The organism is Koromonas humicola (assembly GCF_059726255.1).
Window position 1 is genome coordinate 3,652,732 of record NZ_AP040873.1, and the last position, 14,044, is coordinate 3,666,775.

Annotated in this window: 13 protein-coding genes; 8 read left to right on the forward strand and 5 right to left on the reverse strand. The window is 52.5% G+C overall.

The annotated features are described in order from the left end of the window. Window positions 1-193 precede the first annotated feature (193 nt). Window positions 194-1,819, forward strand: a complete 1,626-nt coding sequence (locus AC6IZD_RS15995; RefSeq protein WP_497787594.1) for an Eco57I restriction-modification methylase domain-containing protein — start codon at window positions 194-196, stop codon at window positions 1,817-1,819. Continuing rightward, on the forward strand, window positions 1,809-2,975 hold the full coding sequence (locus tag AC6IZD_RS16000) for a DNA cytosine methyltransferase (RefSeq protein WP_497784436.1): 1,167 nt from the start codon (window positions 1,809-1,811) through the stop codon (window positions 2,973-2,975). The genes AC6IZD_RS15995 and AC6IZD_RS16000 overlap by 11 nt, the downstream gene beginning before the upstream one ends. Before the next feature lie 776 nt (window positions 2,976-3,751). On the opposite strand, the gene AC6IZD_RS16005 is transcribed toward AC6IZD_RS16000, so the two are convergent. Beyond that, window positions 3,752-5,461, reverse strand: a complete 1,710-nt coding sequence (locus AC6IZD_RS16005) for a hypothetical protein (RefSeq protein ID WP_497784437.1) — start codon at window positions 5,459-5,461, stop codon at window positions 3,752-3,754. Between the two features lie 99 nt (window positions 5,462-5,560). Here AC6IZD_RS16005 and AC6IZD_RS16010 point away from each other — a divergent pair, with 99 nt between their 5' ends. Then, a complete protein-coding gene (locus AC6IZD_RS16010; protein WP_497784438.1) occupies window positions 5,561-6,277 on the forward strand; it encodes an endonuclease III domain-containing protein in 717 nt (238 codons plus the stop codon). A 29-nt stretch (window positions 6,278-6,306) separates the two neighbouring features. Here AC6IZD_RS16010 and AC6IZD_RS16015 read toward each other — a convergent pair whose 3' ends face one another. From AC6IZD_RS16015 to AC6IZD_RS16030, 4 genes are all read right to left on the reverse strand, one after another. Next, the gene (locus AC6IZD_RS16015; protein ID WP_497784439.1) at window positions 6,307-6,768 is read right to left on the reverse strand and encodes a DUF4365 domain-containing protein; all 462 of its coding nucleotides are present in this window, start codon (window positions 6,766-6,768) and stop codon (window positions 6,307-6,309) included. A 118-nt stretch (window positions 6,769-6,886) separates the two neighbouring features. Beyond that, window positions 6,887-8,686: a ScoMcrA-related endonuclease gene (locus AC6IZD_RS16020; RefSeq protein WP_497784440.1), complete on the reverse strand. Its 1,800-nt coding sequence runs from the start codon at window positions 8,684-8,686 to the stop codon at window positions 6,887-6,889. Next, window positions 8,687-9,214 carry a hypothetical protein gene (locus AC6IZD_RS16025; protein ID WP_497784441.1) on the reverse strand — a complete coding sequence of 176 codons (528 nt, stop codon included), beginning with the start codon at window positions 9,212-9,214 and terminating at the stop codon, window positions 8,687-8,689. A gap of 23 nt (window positions 9,215-9,237) precedes the next feature. Next, window positions 9,238-9,621 carry a hypothetical protein gene (locus AC6IZD_RS16030; RefSeq protein WP_497784442.1) on the reverse strand — a complete coding sequence of 128 codons (384 nt, stop codon included), beginning with the start codon at window positions 9,619-9,621 and terminating at the stop codon, window positions 9,238-9,240. A gap of 159 nt (window positions 9,622-9,780) precedes the next feature. Here AC6IZD_RS16030 and AC6IZD_RS16035 point away from each other — a divergent pair, with 159 nt between their 5' ends. The 5 genes from AC6IZD_RS16035 (at window position 9,781) to AC6IZD_RS16055 (ending at window position 13,797) form a co-directional block, all read left to right on the forward strand. Next, on the forward strand, window positions 9,781-10,809 hold the full coding sequence (locus AC6IZD_RS16035; protein WP_497784443.1) for a hypothetical protein: 1,029 nt from the start codon (window positions 9,781-9,783) through the stop codon (window positions 10,807-10,809). A gap of 49 nt (window positions 10,810-10,858) precedes the next feature. Then, on the forward strand, window positions 10,859-11,353 hold the full coding sequence (locus tag AC6IZD_RS16040) for a hypothetical protein (protein WP_497784445.1): 495 nt from the start codon (window positions 10,859-10,861) through the stop codon (window positions 11,351-11,353). Then, entirely contained in the window at window positions 11,335-12,081 is a 747-nt protein-coding gene (locus AC6IZD_RS16045; RefSeq protein WP_497784446.1) for a hypothetical protein, read from the forward strand. The genes AC6IZD_RS16040 and AC6IZD_RS16045 overlap by 19 nt, the downstream gene beginning before the upstream one ends. Beyond that, window positions 12,068-12,661, forward strand: a complete 594-nt coding sequence (locus AC6IZD_RS16050; RefSeq protein ID WP_497784447.1) for an Nmad2 family putative nucleotide modification protein — start codon at window positions 12,068-12,070, stop codon at window positions 12,659-12,661. Before AC6IZD_RS16045 ends, AC6IZD_RS16050 begins: the two co-directional genes overlap by 14 nt. Window positions 12,662-12,744: 83 nt before the next feature. Continuing rightward, window positions 12,745-13,797: a DUF4917 family protein gene (locus tag AC6IZD_RS16055; RefSeq protein ID WP_497784448.1), complete on the forward strand. Its 1,053-nt coding sequence runs from the start codon at window positions 12,745-12,747 to the stop codon at window positions 13,795-13,797. The last annotated feature ends 247 nt before the right edge of the window (window positions 13,798-14,044 follow it).

A 14,044-nucleotide genomic window follows, 5' to 3' on the forward strand; every position in this document is an offset into this window, starting at 1 on the left:
GGCGTTCCCATTATCAGATGACGACCTCACGGCCAACTTATTGGGAAGAATATCCCAAGATGCCTCTCTTCAGTTTCACGACCCATTGCAGTACGGAGTTGTTGCAACGCCACACGTGCTCGCGCAGGACATGGTGGACCTTTCGGCTGCCGCCTTGATTGCCGAGCGTCTTGAAATAGACCTTCGAACTGCAATGCAATACATCGACGCGCCAGAGGCGTGCCCCACAGCGGTCGTGCGACAGGTTCGAGAGATTCTGACAAGCGCGACATGGTGGGACCCTTGCATCGGGGCGGGAGTCTTTCCAATCTGCATAATAAAGACTGCCGAGCGATGGAAGCTCGATGCCGCGGCTGTGGCACGAAATATCCGTGGAACTGACCTCAACCCGCTCTCGGTGGCTGCGACCCGAGTTCGAATGGCGTTGGCATTGGCGACCTGCGGGATACCACTCAATGCTGATGCGGTGGAGCTTCGCGGTTTTGAGGTTGCCGATTCGTTGAAGCTTTCTTCGGAACAACCGACCATGTACGGCGGGCAGTGGGATTCTTTTGATGTGGTGATTGGCAATCCGCCATACGTCCGTGCCGACAGGCTTAGCCCGTCGTTCAAATCATTTCTCCGAGAAAGCTTCCCTTCAATTGCGACAGGGACAGTTGACCTCTATAACTACTTCATTGCGCTTGGTCTATCTGCTTTGCAGGACTCTGGAATTTTATGTTTCATCTCGCCAGCAAACTTCCAGAAGAGTAGATACGGGCGCACGACGAGACAATACGTTTCCAGAGTAGCTGCAGTAAGGGCGTTATTCGATTTCGATGAGCTTCCTGTATTCGAGGGCGCAGGAGTACACCCCAGTGTTTATGTGGTTTCCAAAGCACGTGCGCAGGCACAATTCATTGGCGTAGGTTTCACGGAACTGCCTGAAGCGAAGCCGCTCACCGCCGGAGTTTTGAACGGTGGCTGGATGCCTGCAGCTTCGGTAACTGAAACCGGTTGGAGACTCGCTACAGCATCCCAGCAAGACATTCTGGAACTGTTGCGGAAAGAAAGCGTGCCCCTCAGTGAATATGCTGGTTCCATCTTATCGGGCATAAAGACGGGCAAGAAGAATGTTTTTCTTTTGCCCAAGTCTGACGCAGAGGGATTTCTTCAGGATGGAGAGTCACGGAATTTCTTAAAACCGCTTCTTCGTCCTGTAGATGTTCGTCGCTGGTACGTGGATTGGGACGGGACACAATTGCTTCGGATTCGAATGGGGGAGATTGTCCCTGATACATCCCTTCTCATCACGCATCTACGAGCGCATGAGGACGAACTTCGCAGCAGACAAGATGTTCAGGGGCATCCGACATGGTACGGACTTCGCGCTTGCAGTTACTATGAAGCGTTCGAACAGCCTAAAATCTTGTTTCCAGACATTGCTTACGGTTGTCGGTTTGTGATGGACACACGTGGGTTTTACGTACCTGATGGTGCGTTCCTAATCCCGTGTGAGGATTACTTCTTGTTGGGATTATTGAACAGCTGTGTTGCAGATTTCTTTTTCCGAGCCTCGTGTACAAGTATTGGAAACGCGCAACACGACGGGCGCATTCGATTTAAGAAGGCTTACGTCGAGCATTTTCCGATACCCAAAGTTCATGCCAGGAACAAACACTTAGCAGATGGTATTGAAGCGCTCGCACGACAGTTGAGTAGTTCGCCCTCACAGATTGAGGCGGAACGAGAGATTGACGAATTAGCCCTCCAACTCTATAACGTGCCCTCACGTTTGCGGGCAACCCTTATTCGAACGGAGCTTGCGAATGTCCAGTGAATCAAGATATGCCGCGGATATCCGTGGCGTCGCGACGTGCGTTGACCTGTTCTGCGGCGCTGGAGGGCTTAGCCTCGGATTTGCTCAGGCTGGTGGAATTCCCGTCGCCGCTGTCGACGCCGACAAAGCCGCAATGGAAACGTACCGTGAGATGTTTCCCATTTGCAAAGAGACGCACTGCGGAGCTATCGAGGATTGGCATCCTTCGTCTCAACTCGGTTCCCTGGACGTAATGATAGGCGGCCCTCCATGCCAAGGCTTCTCCTTAGCTAGAGGCCTGAGGTTTGTTGATGACCCCCGAAATTCACTGTACAAGCACTTTGTCCGTCTAGTAGACCGTCTTCGCCCCAAGTGGGTCGTCATGGAAAACGTTCCGGGGATTTTGAATATTGGCGACGGTGTCATTTACCAGCAAATCTTAGAAGATTTCTCTGCCGTCGGTTACTGGTTGGAGTGTCGAGTAATCAATATGGCGGAATACGGCGTACCGCAGACGAGAAGCCGCGCCATCTTCGTCGGGAGCCGAATAGCAAACCACTTTGATTGGCCTATCCCGTCTCACGCTGCTCGTCTGGACTCCAATTACGGCCTATTCACTGAAAAGAACGCCTTTGTTTCCGTGGCACAGGCACTCGGTGATTTGCCTTGGCCGATGGGAACGTACTTTTCGCATCGTGCCAATTCGCAGATGCGAGGACCACGAAACAGGAAGACAGTTTCAGACCCTGCCTTCACTCTCCGTGTACGGGGAGATGAGTTCGCGCTGTGTGAGCATCCTGCCACAGGTGCGTTTGCGCCCGGCCCATTGCCCGACGTACGATTCGGATACAGGGATGTCGAGAATGCGTTCCAACGGGAGATGCGTGAACCCGCGCCGAGTTGGATAAACCACGAGCATTCGGAAGACAGAATAAAGACGCCCGCTCCGAGACTAAAGGGCACAAGGAAACTGGCGGTTAAAGAGCAAGCTCGCCTTCAGACATTCCCTGACTGGTTCCGGTTTTCTGGAACTCCATACGCACAAGGTAGGCAAGTAGGAAACGCTGTTCCACCTCTATTTGCAAGGAAGTTGTTTGAGCGAATTCTGTCCTCACTCGGCGATTCCGAAAGCGGTAAGGATGGAGTTCGCCGCCGAACGAAAGTGCGCCTCAAGTAAGCCTTCGTTGGTCGCATTCAGTTCGATGCAGCAATTGCAACAGGCTGGCAGCAGAAGACCATTCCCTGTCACTAAAGCCAAGTGGCGGGAATGGAACAAATTCGAGTATCGCTCCAACTGCCCACTTGCGACCTCGATGCTCTTATTTACGCTGCACTCTATTACTCCCAACACGTCCAAATCCACAGGTTCGGATGGTTGTCTGCTGATTATGGGGATGTTGGGTGCATTCTTAATACGGAGCTTTCCAGATTGCAGTGGCATCCCGTTCTTGTTGATTCCATAACGTAGGCTCTGCCCCTCAAGGAACGGTAGTTCACAAGGGATTTCGGCCTCTACGAACAATATGTCTGGGCGTTCGTCATACTGGCTGTGTGTGAGCAGTTTGTGATATGGACAGCCCTCACGGAAAAGGAGCACATTTCTCCTGTTTCGCGTTAACGTTGCCTTGGGGATTAGTGACTGAACGAAAAGGTCGCTCAATGACATGTCGGCTCGCGGGCGTCCCGAATGCCCTGCTTGAGCGGCATTGTGATGTGGAATCTCATTCCTCAGCGGGAATGCCCACCCGAGGCCATGCCGGTTCGCGAGCGGAAATCTCACATCCCAACCGATGCGTGATGCTTCGGCAAGAAGCGCTGCCGTCGTTGTCCACTCGAATGCGACCCCTTGGTCGAGAGGTCGCTCCCACAAGTTGCCCCACTCAAATAGCGAGAACAATTCAGGCACTAAGCGCTCAGCGACTCGCCTGAGTATCGGGCCGTTCGCTGCACACATCATTTCACCGAGGCCAATTTTTGAGATTTGAGGAATGCCTTCAGTTCGTCGATGGAGAAGTAGACATCCCATCCCGTAGTGACAAGGCGCGTGACAGCATACGCAGGCGGGTTCATGCTTTTATCCATGTCGACGAACATTATCAGGGGAATGCCCGGGTAAGTTTCTCGGAAAGTGCCTTTAGAGAACGAGTGCTTCACGGTCAGTCCCACGTAGGCCTCTTCTTTGGCCCTGCGCGGAAATTCCTGCTTTCGCAGATACTTGGCCTTGATTATTGCCAGCTTTTCACCAGTCTTGCGGTCACAAACCACCTTTAGGTTCTCGTAAGATGCGACGCCATTCGTTCCAAACGATGATTGATAGCCGATGGGTTTCGCCAATCCCACTTCTTCAAAAGACGTGAACACGAATTCATCTCTCAGAGCCTCTTCGACGTAGAGGAAGCTCGGGCGCATCGTCGTTCCGTTCTTGCTCTCTAGTTTCAGTGAGGCTCTTACGATGCCCTTAGCCTCGGTGCTCGCAATGGCATCGTGCAGAGCCTTTGCGCTCTCAATGCCGCCCCGTCGGCATTTGCGTTCAAAACCCTCGACCAACGCTCGGTTTTGGGCAGTGGAGAAGTCACCCAGATAAAGTCGGTGCTCGGTCACTCCCGCAACATCGAAATCTTGAGCGTATCGGACACCCTCAGGTTGGTGTACACGCACCAAAATCCTTCGCGCTAGCAGCCGCTCCGGCATAGGAAGCGTCCAGAGTTGTTCTATATAACTGGGGAGAGTTTGACCGCGACCAGGATTCGGAATGCTACCGTCCACCCAAGCGTCCCAATCGGAGAGGGCATCCAGAGCACATTGCAGGAATGGCTTTTTCGCAAACAACCGTTTGATGGTTCTTGCCATGAACTTGTCGGACGTGGATGCACCCACGAGGACCTTCTGCGCGACTTCCTTAATGCCCGCGCCGCCCAACTTAGCACTTCGAAGTGCTTGCGCCAGTTCTCCAGAGCGGGTGTCCCGAAGTCCTTGGAGCAGGTCGGCTTGTTTGTCTGCTAATCCATTCGCTGGACATCCCTGCTCATACCAAGCCGTCAGCTCAGCTAGCATCGACCGAACTGCCCGTGCAATTGGTGACTGGCAATCTTTACAACACTTTCCTAAGGCCCTGTACTGTTCTTCTTCGGTATCTTTCCCAGTCAGTATCTTGTCGAGGTCCTCAAAAAGGTCATCCGCAGAAATGCTGTCATCGAGGTAAAGAGAAATGTCGAACGAGCTTTCTTTTGCGACCTTTGTCCATCCGTAACAATAGGAGGCGTGCCCCCACGTGATGTGCAGAGTCCGGAACTTCATTCGTTCAGCCCGTAATGCCCTGCGTAATCCGAGTGCCTCTATCAAACTCTCCCGCAACTCGTAGGTCTTATTGGCTTCCGCAACACCCAACGTGTTCCCCTTGTAGCACGTTGTTTGCCCCCACAGTTCTAGTTCTGTTCTTCCGAGCGTCGAATGTGCAGTGAATTGAAACTTTGCATAGTGGTCAAAAATGTCGCTGCAATCATCGCGAACGAACTCCACTTGACTATCCGGTTCAACCACATTGGCCACGAACCCGCGGTTATTGAGTGCTTGTGAAAAGCTTCGTATTAAGAACGACGATAAGAGTTCAGCTTTTGCGTTTCGTTCAGTCGCAAACGTCTGTCCAAACATGTGCGACGGCATATTGCAGCGCCTCCGATGGAATAAATCCAAAGTACTCGCCCTCAAATCGAAGCGCAACAATATCTTGAAGGCTGGAAGGGGCGATAATGGGAGTGCGTAATGACGGAGCAGGGTAAATTGACGGGACGTGCAGTCGGCTCTATGGCTCGGCTATCGCGAAAGGCAGCACGCGTCACAGCCAAGCTGGAGGCTCGGTACGGCTCACCAAATCACAACAACAAGCAAGACCCTCTGGATGAATTGATTTTCATCATTCTTTCGCAGATGACAGCTCGTCCGAGCTATGAGCGAACATATGAAAAGCTCAAGGCGGCAGCGGCGGAATGGGATTCCGTCAGGCGGATGCGGCTCACCACCCTGCGTAGGCTAATCCGCGGTGCTGGCCTCAGCGAGCAAAAGGCTCCGCGAATCAAGGCGATTCTGGAGAATATTTTCCGCGACTGTGGGACTACATCGCTCAATTTCCTCTCCGGGATGACGTCCGCAGATGCAGAGTCATACTTGTGCAAACTGCCGGGGGTCCACCTTAAGACAGCGAAGTGCGTTCTGATGTATGCCGACAACAGGGCTGTGCTTCCCGTCGATACCCACGTTATGAGGGTGGCAAAACGTCTGCAACTGCTGCCCCAAAGCGCAACACTGCCAAAAGCGAATTTGGAGCTGGAGAGGATTGTCATTCCTGAACTGCGATACAGCTTTCACGTAAACGTTCTAGCGCATGGCAGAGAGCTTTGTACCGCAATTGCCCCGCGCTGCACTGAGTGCCCGATAAAGAGGGAATGCAATCACTCGTCTCAGAATTGCGCAACGAGGTAGCGCCTTCTTGCGTCAGAGAAAAGAGCGACCTAGCCTACGGTTCCCTGATTCCAATCGGCCCGTTCCAGGCGTTCGATTCCCGCTTCATCGAAAAATCGACGGAATTCTCTCCGAGGGCACGCCACGCTACCTCTGAACGTGGCGGGTTGGCAGCGAAAGCCCCGAGCATGTGGCTTCACAGACGACCACGGCATGTAAGCAACACAACATGGTGTTTGCGAGGCAGTGCCCGAGAAGTAGGGGATTGCCAGCACCATCTCAGGGTGCGTCTGGCTCAATTTTCCAACATATCCATAAACATTCTTCGCGGTCTTCTGTTCAGTTGGGTACTTCCCCTTGACCTGAACTGGTCTCAACAGAGGAACCCCATCCACTACTTTTGAGATTACGAAGTCGAAGCCCTCATCTCGATGCGGGAAGTAGATGTTCCAGCCAGCGTCAGCGAGGCGGCCCGCGACGTAGAGTTCGGCAAAATAGTCGGATACCTTCACTTTGGATACGCTCTTCGGCTTTCAGGATTGTGCTGCTTCAAAGGTTCTCACTGCTTCGCAACCTATACATCCAGAGACAGCAAGTCCCAGTTTCGCTTGCAGCACTACTCACCAACTCTCATACTCCCGCAAGATGAACCAGCACGTCCATCACCCCTCCCTTTCCGTTGCTCTTCGTTGAACTCAGCACACTCTCAAGGGAATCCCGTGACAATCCGTTTCTGCTGTCCTTGTACGAATAACTGCCCGTTCCCAAGTAATTCTGCACAGTCGGAATCTCGGCGAGTAATCCGTTCCACGCATGTTGCCATGTCATTCTCTTCACTGTCGTATGCGGGTGATGCAATGCCTGAACGGGGTTGCGGCGATGTGCTATCGCCTTGAACCGTTCCTTCACTTCGGCCCGCCACCCCATCGCCGTTGCATCTGACCGTGGATTGAACATCGTCAGGTCATGGCAGCCTAAGACCATCGTTTCCTTGCCATTAATCTTCAAGAAATGAGAATCGAGGTCCTGAATTCGAAGGAGACCGCGTGCTTGGTTAGGTGTGGGATATGACTTGCCAGTGAAGTGCAGGTCTCCAGTCTTGAGGTTTGCCACGAACACCAATTCTGCGTGAGGCTGGGGGATGTGGTTGTCTGTGCTGGAGATTTTCGCTTTCTTCGTGTCCACCCCAACGGTGATGTAGTCGGCTATCTTCGCAAGTCTCCGCCGCAGTTCATTGGAGAGCAACTGTTCGACAGTAATCTGCCCGAGCTGCTTCAACTGCTCAATCGCTCTATCGTTGGGAAAGCGGTTATCGGCTTGAATTGGCAGTGAATCCGGCCACGGAAATACAAGAAATGCCCCACAAGTACACAAGCAATCTACACGCACATTTACAGGCCAGTTCTGAGCAATTTCGTGCAGCAGTTTTTGTCCAAGAGATACGTTACCCGTCCACGGCCCATCAATGACCAACCTGCCTAGTGTCGCTTGTTTAGGGACACGGAATTCCAAAGACCAGAAGTTCGTTCGCTCCCCAATAATTTGGCGAAATGTGACGAGGTCGTCGGGATTCGATGGACTCAGAGCGCACCATTCACATTCAGCAGCGTGCAGCCGAACTGTCGGGAACATTCCCAGAACTTGGGGGACGAAATCTCGAAGTGTGTCGTACCAAGCTCTTTGTTCATCCCGAAAGGGCGGCGTATTGTCGCGGGCATCTATCCGCTCGCAAAGTTCCATCCAACGCGAGCGTTCGAAGCCGTAAACGCCGTCCGTCGGATAGAGGCTCAGTGACAACTTCCGACTCGCAGTAAAGTGCTGCGACTCATCGAACTCCACGAGGAACCCGGGGGCAGGTACAAAGAAGTCGCAATTCGGCAGCGATTCTGACCTGACGAACGACTCATGCCCTCGTTGTTTCTGAAGCGCTTCGAGGATAGCTTTCAACCTTTCGTAAACCGCCGTCCCTCTGTACGGCGCTAGCGTTGCCGATGTGTTGAGCCGTGGGTTTTGCTGCACGTCACCGTAAACAGCAGCTAGAAGCTGTTTGACTCTCAGTTTGCACTCGGGACAGCGTTCGGTGTGTTTCGTTTTGGCAATTTGCGTTTGCTTCGGGCGAGTCGGCACTGGGGCTGTCGATGGGATTTTCTGGGGCCTTGCTTGGACAGCCTGCCCATCGTAACGGCCAATCACGAAGCCGCGACGCTGGAGGAATGTGTTCGTCTCTGTTCCGCCGTTGAAAACGAGCGAGCTGAGTAGGGTGCCCGCTGCGTACTTGTGCGCAAGGGCGACTACATACTTAGCTGGGTAATTGGTGCTGTTCCGCCTCACGAAGAACTTCTGGGCATCACGCCCAGACGGCACTCCGGCCCGGTCGATTTCATCCATCGCGGCGAGGATGTGCTTCGGCTGAATGCACTTAGGAATCATTTAACTTTGTGTCGCACTGCGTCGGTAGCGGTTCCACCAATATCGAGGGAAACTGATAACACCGAGTTCGTGCTGTGCCTCGTCACGGACGATTCGAATCGCACGCTCTGCTTTCTCGTAGACACGCTCCAATGATTGATGACTGCCTTCACTCGTAACGTCAGCAGTCACTGTCTCCTCTACGGCTGCAAGCGCCTTGGAGGAAACCAGATAACCTTCGGAGTACATTACCTCTTTCAGGCTCCACGATGTTTTATTGGAATCCGCATCTACATGTCCGAAATCATCGAAAGCTTCGCGTCTCGCGAGTTCGGCCATCGTGTTGAATTTGATTATTGAGAGCTGGCGAACAATGTCGTCGTAAGCTGCCTTCTTCGCCTTCCACCACTCTTCGCGCCTAAATCGTCGGAACGAATAAGCAGCGCCGAGATAGTTTGTTAAGAATGCCGTGGTTATTGCCGCGAGAAGCGGTGCAACCAGATACTTGAGTATGTCTGTGTTCCACAACGACGAAAAGTGTCCGAACAAGTTGTCATCCTCGGAAGGGCCTTTCAGAACAGTTTGGGAGCGCGGTTGTAGAACTCCTCTGCCTCGTCCAAGTCCCTTATTGTGAATACGGTTCTCAACTCGGGATTTCCACGTCCAGTTCCAATCTCGACTATCTCAACACCACCAATCCGCGCTTTCGTCTTCTGTAGGGTGTGGTCGTACTTCACCTTGTAAGTTTTCCCTTTGTGCTCAAACCATAACTGACGGTTTTCACTTCCGCCACCCGCCCACCATTCCGTACCAACAGCACGTTCAATCCCTTTAATGATGAAGCCCGCCCACGCCGCGACCCGGCGAACGTGATTCGACCCGTTGTAATCGCTGAAAAGATAACTGACAAAATGTTCCGCGATGCGGTCTGCTGAAGCGTTTTCGAGGATTGGCATATATATATGCTCCGGGGTTGAAGCTGCATTGTCTCTGGAACGCTGAAACTTTTCAAGGATGTGTCCAATTCGGAAATGCGGATTCAAAATGAGGCTTGTGGGTAGTGAGAACGCGTAGGAAAATCGAATGCGAGTTCCAGCACAATTCGGGGGATACCTTTGGCTACGCTCGAACATATTCGAGGCATGTTATTGGAGGAAGCTGCGTTATTTTTGCTTGAGAGGGCCGGATATCGCACGATTTCTGATGCGCGAACTGACCCAACTCTGCGAAACGGCAGCGCGGGTATTGAGGTATGTGGGAGAGGTGGGCAACACCAAATCGACGCAGTGGCTGATAATGTCGTTCACCACCCGTTTAGCTACCCTCAACGACTTCTTGTCGAAGCGAAGTGTTACGCGCCAACGTCGCGTGTTTCCATCCCAGTGGCTCGCGCTGCGGTCGGAATCATCAAGGATGTGAATGAGTTTTGGGAGACCAGAGTCGGTGGAGTTCCCAAACAGCGCTACCACTATCAGTATGCATTGTTCTCCGCCAGCGGATTCACCAGCGACACCGAACTGTACGCATTTGCTCATGATATTTACCTTTTCCCGCTCGCAGACTCAGCATTCTTCCGCCCGGTGTTGGAGGCCATCCGCTCGGTTACGGAAGCGACAATTGACAGAGCAGGAGGAGCGAATCTTGTTCTGAAGAGTCTGCGCAGATTCGTTCGACAGAGGCTCCAAGGAGCTCGTCGCGTTCGAACGGTTACAACGGTGCCCGAATATCGGCTTCCCGAAATTGAACAATTTCTCCGAGCAAGCCGCCAGCTGAGATTCGCTCTTGTCACGGTACTCGGCTCACGTTTCCCGGTGTTCCTTGTACCGAGTCCAGCTATTCGAGTCTCGGGGATTCGAAATGAATACGTGGTTCGAGTTTTTCGGGACGACAATGACTCAACGTGGTTTTTGCGAGACCCCGACACGAATCGAGACTTGTTTTCATTCGACCTCCCCAAGAAGCTGTTCTTGGAATACGCGACGGAAGATACGCTGACGGACGAGGCAGCATTGAATTTGAAGCAGCAGAACATGTCTAAATTTCACGCGTACTACTTGAACGGCACTGCAATTCGCCTTATTACGTTCAGAATTGACAGGGAGTGGCTTCAGACGATTCGAGAGAGATTGACGGCTCAGAACTAAACACGCGAAACAATCCAACGAGCCGCGAGACAGAGATTGCGGAACTACTATGGGACGAATTCCAGAATCCAACCGCCGCTACCGGAGCAAACAGGAGTTGTGCCGTGACGTGGCCTTCGTGTTGAATTCCGACCTGCATTACGGCACGAAGTGCGTTGTGCTCGACAACGCGATGTGGGTGTGGAGCGAATTTGACGGGAAATATGAGGGATGCAAGTTCTGGTCGGCTGAGGCAGCACGGCGGGCTAAAAAGGAGAAGTTGATTCATGACCACGCTGTGCCGAAGAAAGTGCTGATGGAGTTGTTGTTCCGCATGAATCGTCCGACTCCGGAGACCGTTCAGCGATTTTTCGAAGCGTGCTGTTTTGGAGCGGTGATAACAAAGGCCGAGGATGAAGCCCTGAACCGGCTTGGGCTTCGCTCAAAGATGCCTTCACCTTGGGACGGCCAAGACCCTTGGGCGAGGTACAAGGCAGCGGGAATCGAACTCCAGAAGACGGCGGCATTCGCAGCATCGGGGGACGCGTGCAACACCGATATGTAGGCGACGTGGGAGATTTCGGAAAGTATGCATTGTTGAACGCGCTCGCTGCATCTGGTCTTCGACTCGGTGTTATTTGGTACTTGAATGGCCGTGAGGAGCACAATTCCGACGGTAAGTTCACCACGTTTGACAACCTTGCTACTCTCGCCCCCGAACTGTTTCAGAAGCTGAATACGATACGAATTGAAGGCCGTCGACTTGAACGGGTCGAGTCCGGCGGCATTCTTCCCAACAGGACGCAGTTCGCAAGTGACCCACTCCCATATCCCGAACGCCCGTGTTATTCAGAGGTGCGTAGAGCCTCGCAACAGAAGCTTAGGCTCAACTGGTTTGCCGATGTGCTTCATCGGGTATCAGATTCGCAACTCGTATTCCTTGACCCCGACAACGGTATTGCTACGCCGTCAGTTAGATTGCACAGCACCAAGGCCTGCAAGTACGTTTTTCAACACGAGATTGAAACGCTCCTCAAGTCGGGCCAAAGTGTAGTGGTTTACCAACACCAGCATCGTAATGGCACGTTAGGGCAGCAGGTCGAAGCTAGCCTCAGACGGTTCTCTGCAATTGCTCCTGGAGGCTTCGCGATTACGTCGCACGCCTTCACCGTTCGAACCTACCTGATTTTTCCAGCGAACAGTATCCACGCGGAGGTCTTGGCCAAATGCACGAGGGACTTCTTGAATAGCGATTGGAAAAGGCTGTTCCGCCCAGCACGTGACAAGGAGTGAAAGCGACTTGGCCATCACCCATAACTATTACGGATACAAACTGACGGACGACACTGGTTTTGCTCCGTGTGTCACCAATTCAATCTTGACATTGGCGTGCTGCAAGACGGACGTGAGAAAGCGTGCCCCGAACAACAGTTGGATTGCTGGCTTCGGAGGAGTTCGATTCGGAGTTGGCAAACTCATTTACATTATGCAAGTCGCGTACAGCCTCGATTTCGGGGAGTATTTCCGTAACCCAGAGATGAAAGGCCGTTTCGATAATATCTATCGACGGGTAAACGGGGCATACCAACAAATTGCCACCGCTCGCTGCCACACGATGCCGAGAGAGATTAAGCATGACCTCTCTGTAGACCGGGTTCTGATTGCTACGCGTTTCGCATATTTCGGAAAAGAGAAGATTGATGTCCCGAGTCGGTTTTCCGAATTCGTTCCTCGGGCGCGCACTTACTCTTATGTGGATGGCAGTCGAGTAGACGCTTTCGTAAGGTGGGTGTTTTCTCACGGGTCGGGTATCAAAGGTGCTCCGCACAATCCTTTGTTGCCGTCCTCCACGACTCTTATTCAGATTCGTTGAAAACGTATTTCCAACGACGACCGTCGCGCCGTTGCCGGTAGCACAGATAATTTCGTTTATTCGAACTGAGCCGAGGTATAGCAATGCCCTCTACAAAGCTCTTAAGCTACAGCAACATGCTTGACCGTCTCGGAAATGGCACCAAGCATCTCCTGCTCGGCAACGGCTACAGCATCGCTTGTGATAATCGGTTCAACTATCCCAATCTGTTCACCTATGCCTGTAATCATGGCCTGTCTGAGCGCGCCAAGAGTCTTTTCGACAGATTAGGAACTAATAACTTCGAAGGCGTAATGCGAATGTTGGAGGACACAATTTGGACGGCCAAGAAGTACGAGATGAAGGACTCGAAGGCTCTCGCTCGAATGAAGAAGGACCTCGAAGCGATTAAGAATGCACTGGTCGAAGCTATCGCGGAAACTCATTTGGAGCACTCGGGCAAGGTGCCGGATGAAAAGAAGGATTGCTGCATCGCATTTCTCAATGACTACTTCAATGTTTTCACCACCAACTACGACCTACTGCTCTATTGGGTGACAATGCACGCTCCCTCCCATATGAGGCAGCAGGACGGCTTCCGTGCGCCTATTGATTACTATGAGGAAGAACCGAATTCCGACCCTGAATATCTCGTTTTCCGAGAACATGCAGGACGACATCGTGCCATTCTGTTCCTGCATGGTGCCCTACACGTCTTCGTAGAAAGTGGCGAAGTGCGGAAACATAGTTGGAAAGGAACGGGCACCCGGCTCGTTGACTTAGTTCGAAAAGGCCTCGTCGCTGGGCAGTATCCACTGTTCGTTGCCGAGGGGAATCCAGAGAAGAAGCGACAACAGATTCAACGCAGTGGATATCTCTCGTATTGTTTGGGCAAGCTCGAACGCATCGAAAGCCCGCTGGTGTTCCTTGGTCATTCACTAAATGAGAGCGACCAGCATATCCTCGACACGGTATCCGATAATGAGAAGGTTAAGACCATTGCGGTAGGGCTGTTCGACGACCCCGAATCGTTCAAAGGCCTTTCTGTCATCAATGCTGCCAAACAGATGCAAGTAAGGCGCAGGAAGTGGAAGGGATTCCCACAACTAGAAATTGTGTTCTTCGACTCGAAAACTGTCCCAGTGTGGAGTGATTAAGTAGCCGAGGAGAGGGAACGTCTTTCGTCATCTCCTCCGTAAAAGGAGAAGTCGCTTGCCAGTGTGGAATCGTGACGCGCTGTACGCCGAAGTGTGGGAACAGCCTCTTCTCAAGGTAGCTGCTAAATATCACATCTCTGACGTGATGCTTGGGAAGGTCTGCCGAACGCTCCATATTCCGTTGCCGGGCCGGGGATACTGGGCGAGAAAAGCGGTAGGGCAGAAGTTAAAGCGTCCTCCTCTGCCA